Origin of the sequence: Shewanella sp. SM73 (assembly GCF_025653795.1) — a bacterium.
In the GTDB taxonomy this organism is placed as follows: Bacteria; Pseudomonadota; Gammaproteobacteria; order Enterobacterales; family Shewanellaceae; genus Shewanella; species Shewanella oncorhynchi.
This window is the reverse complement of the sequence record NZ_JAKKRY010000019.1, coordinates 86,783-92,782: the sequence shown is the minus strand read 5'-3', so window position 1 is coordinate 92,782 and position 6,000 is coordinate 86,783. Positions and strand designations below refer to the sequence as shown.

The 6,000-nt window shown below is 45.7% G+C and carries 4 protein-coding genes and 1 rRNA gene; 1 reads left to right on the top strand and 4 read right to left on the bottom strand.

Translation table 11 applies throughout. From position 1 onward, the window contains the following. The 3 genes from L5M51_RS20405 to L5M51_RS20395 all read right to left on the bottom strand — a co-directional run. Nucleotides 1-91: ribosomal RNA gene (locus tag L5M51_RS20405) — 16S ribosomal RNA — on the bottom strand; the annotation flags it as partial. Nucleotides 92-864: 773 nt separating this feature from the next. Continuing rightward, the gene (secA, locus tag L5M51_RS20400; RefSeq protein WP_113941072.1) at nucleotides 865-3,591 is read right to left on the bottom strand and encodes a preprotein translocase subunit SecA; all 2,727 of its coding nucleotides are present in this window, start codon (nucleotides 3,589-3,591) and stop codon (nucleotides 865-867) included. A gap of 60 nt (nucleotides 3,592-3,651) precedes the next feature. Further along, entirely contained in the window at nucleotides 3,652-4,551 is a 900-nt protein-coding gene (locus tag L5M51_RS20395) for a M23 family metallopeptidase (RefSeq protein WP_105251201.1), read from the bottom strand. A 27-nt stretch (nucleotides 4,552-4,578) separates the two neighbouring features. Between L5M51_RS20395 and L5M51_RS20390 the strand changes: the two genes are divergently transcribed. Continuing rightward, nucleotides 4,579-5,025 carry a DUF721 domain-containing protein gene (locus L5M51_RS20390; protein WP_105251200.1) on the top strand — a complete coding sequence of 149 codons (447 nt, stop codon included), beginning with the start codon at nucleotides 4,579-4,581 and terminating at the stop codon, nucleotides 5,023-5,025. A 12-nt stretch (nucleotides 5,026-5,037) separates the two neighbouring features. On the opposite strand, the gene lpxC is transcribed toward L5M51_RS20390, so the two are convergent. After that, the gene (gene lpxC / locus L5M51_RS20385) at nucleotides 5,038-5,958 is read right to left on the bottom strand and encodes a UDP-3-O-acyl-N-acetylglucosamine deacetylase (RefSeq protein ID WP_011845621.1); all 921 of its coding nucleotides are present in this window, start codon (nucleotides 5,956-5,958) and stop codon (nucleotides 5,038-5,040) included. Between the last annotated feature and the right edge of the window lie 42 nt (nucleotides 5,959-6,000).

Here is a 6,000-nt window from a genome sequence, read left to right as displayed (position 1 = left end):
ATAGCAAGCTATCTTCCCGCTGCCGCTCGACTTGCATGTGTTAGGCCTGCCGCCAGCGTTCAATCTGAGCCATGATCAAACTCTTCAATTAAAGTTTTGTTGCTTCCGTCTTGCGACTTCAGCGGCTCAATGAATTCTGATTTTTTGTTTCTCGCACTCCCTATAAAAGAAGGGCTGAAACAAACTGTACATATTACTATGAACACTCATTGTTACATTGATTTAAATTTTTGACTGCCAACCCGAAGGCTAAGCAGTTTCGATTAACTCAACACCTGTGAGTGTCCACACAGATTTGCTTGATAAATTGTTAAAGAGCGTTGACCACACACTGAGTTTTCAGCGGGTCAGGGCTGCGTATTTTACGCATTCCCGTTAGTGCGTCAAGTAGTTTTTTCAACTTTCTCAACACTCATCGTTTAGCTTGCTAACCGATGAACTGCTTGGCTTTCTTTGCTTAACTTGCGTTACGCTGTCTGCCGTGTCAGTGGATGCGCATTATAGGGAGATTGAGAAAGTCCGCAAGGGCTTTTTTGAGAAAAATGGATCTTTTTTTAATACTTTCAGTTAGTCACACAATACCCCCACTTTATCCTCAGACTTATCCACAAAATGGGTTTTAACGGTTAAATTTGCTACAGCGGCGGGTTAACTTTAGAGGCTATCGATAAGAATGAAATGATGTTCAATGGGGAATAACGACGATTAGCTATATAAAGAAGAGTAAGAATGTAATCCGGATGACATGGGAGTAAACGTGAGGCTTAATTCTAAATTAATGAAAAAATAAAAAGGCAACTTAGATAAGTTGCCTTTAGTGTACGTTTTATTCTACTTATTCAGTAGGCTTAATCTGTCAGCAGATTAACTTAACTTGCCGTGGCATTGTTTGTACTTACGACCAGAGCCACAAGGACAAGGATCGTTGCGACCCACTTTGTCACCATCACGGATCATCGGTGCTTGCGCAGTGACAGCTTCATGCTCATCACCACCGCCAACAAGCGACTCTGCCGCTGCGTGTTGATAGTCGCGCTGGATCTTGGCATCTTCTTCACGACGACGCGCTTCCATTTCTTCCACATCTGACTGAGCTTGCACTTGTACTTTCGACAGTACACTGATGACGTCGTGTTTCAAGGTGTTCAGTAGTTGTTGGAATAACTCAAACGACTCACGCTTATATTCTTGCTTTGGATTCTTCTGTGCGTAACCACGTAAGTGGATACCTTGACGCAGATGGTCCATCGCCGCTAAATGTTCTTTCCACAGGCCATCGAGCGTTTGTAGCATAACGGCTTTTTCAAACTGGCGTAGCACTTGTGCGCCAACCATTTCTTCTTTTGCCTTATACGCATCGCCCCAAGCAGTGATAATACGCTCACGTAGACTCTCTTCATGCAGATCGTCTTCTTTATCTAACCATTCTTGGATAGGTAATTTGAGCATAAATTCTTGGTGTAGACGTTGCTCTAAACCCGGGATATCCCACAGCTCTTCTACTGATTGCGGCGGAATATATTGATCGATTACCGCGCCAATTACATCGTCTTGGATGTTTTGGATAGTATCTTCAATACTTTCCGCATCCATCAACTCATTGCGCTGGGCGTAAACCACTTGGCGTTGATCGTTAGCGACGTCATCAAATTCGAGTAATTGCTTACGGATATCGAAGTTACGGGCTTCAACTTTACGTTGAGCGTTTTCAATTGCGCGAGACACCCATGGATGCTCGATCGCTTCGCCTTCTTCCATACCCAGCTTTTTCATCATGCCAGAGACACGATCCGAGGCGAAGATACGCATTAAGCTATCTTCCATCGACAGGTAGAAGCGTGATGAACCCGCGTCACCTTGACGACCCGCACGACCACGTAACTGGTTATCGATACGGCGTGATTCGTGACGTTCTGTGCCTAGGATATGTAAACCACCCGCAGCAACGACTTCATCATGACGAATTTGCCAATCAGCTTTAATCTTAGCTTTTTGCTCTGCTGTTGGATTATCGAGTTCATCGATTTCCATGTTCCAGTTGCCGCCAAGCACGATATCGGTACCACGACCTGCCATGTTCGTCGCAATAGTCACAGAACCAGTACGGCCAGCTTGCGCGACGATTTCAGCTTCTCGTTCGTGGAATTTAGCATTTAAAACTTCGTGCGGGATCTTTTCCTGTACCATTAAGCGCGCTAACAGTTCAGACTGTTCGATTGAGACTGTACCCACCAATACTGGCTGACCACGTTCACGGCAATCTTTAATGTCTTTAATGATGGCTTGATATTTTTCATCGGCGGTCAGATAAACCAAATCCGCCATATCCTTACGCACCATTGGGCGGTTAGTCGGCACAACGACTGTGTCTAATCCATAGATGTGTTGGAATTCAAACGCTTCAGTGTCAGCTGTACCTGTCATACCTGCCAGCTTCTCGTATTGACGGAAGTAGTTCTGGAAAGTGATCGAAGCTAATGTTTGGTTTTCGTTTTGAATGTGTACGCCTTCTTTGGCTTCGACAGCTTGATGTAAGCCTTCTGACCAACGACGACCTGGCATAGTACGACCCGTGTGTTCATCGACTATGATGACTTCGTTGTCTTGTACTATGTAATCCACATCGCGCTCAAACAGCGTGTGCGCACGAAGCGCCGCGTTGACGTGGTGTAATAGGGAAATATTTGCAGCAGAATAGAGTGAGTCGCCTTCGGCTAACATGCCGCGCTCGATCAGCAGGTTTTCTACTTTTTCTTGGCCACGCTCGGTGAAATGCACTTGTTTGGCTTTTTCATCAATGCTGTAGTCGCCCTCACCCACATACTCTTCCGTATCTTCTTTATCTTGACGGATAAGATTGGGGATCAAGGTGTTGATCTTGATGTATAGCTCAGAGCTATCTTCGGCAGCGCCAGAAATGATCAGCGGCGTACGCGCCTCGTCGATTAAGATTGAATCCACTTCATCGATTAGGGCGTAGTGCAACGGACGTTGGACCCGTTCTTGCGGTGAAAACGCCATGTTATCGCGCAGATAATCGAAACCAAACTCGTTGTTGGTCCCGTAAGTGATATCGGCGTTATAGGCAGATTTCTTCTCATGTTGGCCAATACCTGCGACGTTGATTCCTACGGTTAAACCAAGGAATTCAAACAGTGGGCGGTTATTCTCGGCATCACGACGTGCCAAGTAATCGTTCACTGTAATCACGTGGACGCCTTTGCCTGTCAATGCGTTTAAGTAGGCGGGTAAGGTTGCCGTTAAGGTTTTACCTTCACCCGTACGCATTTCAGCAATACGGTTGCTGTCGAGTACCATACCGCCGAGTAACTGTACGTCGAAATGACGCATATCAAATACACGCTTAGACGCTTCACGCACTGTAGCAAAGGCTTCAGCCATGATGCTATCTAATGAAGCTCCAGCAGCTAAACGCTCACGGAACTCTGCGGTTTTCGCCTTTAATGCTTCATCGGTTAATTTTTCATAATCAGCTTCTAATGCGTTAATGCTAATAACGATCTTTTGAAGCCCTTTAAGGGTGCGGTCGTTGCGACTACCAAATACTTTTGTCAGTAATTTACCAAACATCTGAATCACTTATTCTCTGTAGGCCAAGTCCATGATGGAAACTAGAAGCCAATGTTTCAATTAACTTGCTTTGCGGTAGACAAACTTTTGTGGATCTATCTGCTGTCCGCCGCGCAACACTTCATAATGCACATGAGCCCCAGTTGAGCGCCCAGTGCTTCCCATACTGGCGATAGCATCGCCTTTTGCGACCACATCACCTACAGTCACTGACAAAGCTTTATTATGGCCATAACGCGTATGCAAACCGTTACCATGGTCGATTTCAACCAATTCGCCATAACCGAACATATTTCCAGCAAAAGTCACCACGCCTGCAGCAGTCGCAACAACTTTAGCTCCTTCTCGACCGGTAAAATCAATCCCCTTATGCACAGACCTGCGACCGTTGAAAGGGTCATTACGTAATCCGTAGGGCGACGATAACCAACCTTTATCGAGCGGGATACCTGATATATAACGTTCATCATCTATATGGTGGTTAGATGACACTGTTTCAAGTAGTGAAAGCTGAACATTATTATTGTCAATTCGTGATGCCAACTTATCCATATCGTCGATAAGCTGTCCGAGCTCGATGTTAGTGCCTAGTTCGCTCAAACCACCCACACCAACCTCGGATGAAAAATCAAAATCTTCATCCAACTTATTCTGCTGGGCGACCTGTTGACCTAAAGCTTCGAGACGGGTGATCTTGGCTTGCATACGTGCAACATGAGTCACAAGCATAGCCAGTTGAGACTCAGTAGCACTTTTAAGCTCTAAGACTTGTTTCTTTTGTTGTTCGCGCACGAGACGATCGTTATCGACACTGGCTTGCTGATCTTGAAATCGAGCGGAGTTGTGTTGATAAATACCGGACCCAGTGGCCAACAATAGTATTGGAAGTAGCAACCAGCGTTTACTGGGCTGCCAGCGTGTGACGCCATTCCGACCTTGAATAAATACTGTTACACTCATAGCCTAATTCAGCCATCTTATTATCATATGAAAAAGCCCCCTCAAGATCTCAGCCAATTACTGCATCAATCGGGAAAATTACCCGACCTTGCTGAGAAAGCGGAACTACTTATGTATCTGGATCAGCATGTGAAGCAGATTATTGCAGGTCCTGTTGCGGAGCAACTAAAAGTCGCTAATTTCCGCCAGGGTGTTCTTGTGGTTGAAACCACTTCGGCGGCCTGGGCTGCGCGAATTAATTTCCAAAAGCCGAAGCTATTAATCCAGCTTCAAGCAGAAACGCTCCCAATCCTTACCGCAATTGAAGTTAAAGTCAACCCGAGATTAGCAATGTATGACGCAAAGCCTAAACAGGGACATAAAGAATTAAGCCCAGCAGCAGCGGAGCACATTGCAGCATTAGCGGAAAATATTGGCGGTTCACTGGGTGAAAAACTAAAACGGCTGGCCTCATTGGCCAGCCGTAATAAATAATCTTACCGCTTTTTAAGCAAATACAGCGCCACCTGGTACGGTAAAGCTGACGGGGACATCGGCTTCTTTTTCGAAGCTGACCAACTCCCACGCATCCTGTTGCGCGAGTAAAGCACGCACCAATTGGTTGTTCAACGCATGACCGGTTTTATACGCAGTAAACTCACCTAAAATAGCGTGCCCAGCTACATATAAATCACCAAACGCATCTAGAATTTTGTGCTTAACAAATTCGTCCTCATAACGCAGGCCGTCGGGATTAAGGACGCGATATTCATCAAGTACAACAGCGTTTTCCATGCTGCCGCCCAACGCTAGGTTGTTGGCTCGCAAATATTCGATATCACGCATAAACCCAAAAGTACGGGCGCGGCTGATATCTTTCACGAAAGCAGAAGTTGAAAAGTCCATCACCACATGCTGTTGGCTACGAGCGATTTCTGGATGCGCAAAATCAATTTTAAAATTGACTCTAAAACCTTTAAACGGTTTTAACTCGGCCCATTTATCGCCATCTTCAACGCGCACAGGGCGCTTAATCTTTAAGTACTTCTTAGGCGCGGCCTGCTCTTTAATACCAGCAGACTGCAACAAGAAGACGAATGGGCTTGCACTGCCATCCATAATAGGAATTTCAGGCGCGTCCACTTCGATTACAGCGTTATCTATGCCTAAACCCGCAAGTGCTGCAAATAAATGCTCAATGGTCGAGATACGAATACCTTCGTCATTGACAAGTGCCGTACACATAGTGGTTTCACGAACTTGCTCCGCCTTCGCTGGAATGGCGACGGCAGGACTCAAATCGGTGCGCACGAGTACGATCCCTGAATTAACGGGCGCGGGCATAATGCTCAAAGTGACCTTGTTGCCAGAATGCAATCCGACACCAGTTGTTTTCACCATTTTCTGAACAGTTCGTTGAAATATCATTCAGTTACCCGTTTATATGCCAATTATAAAGCCTAATATTTG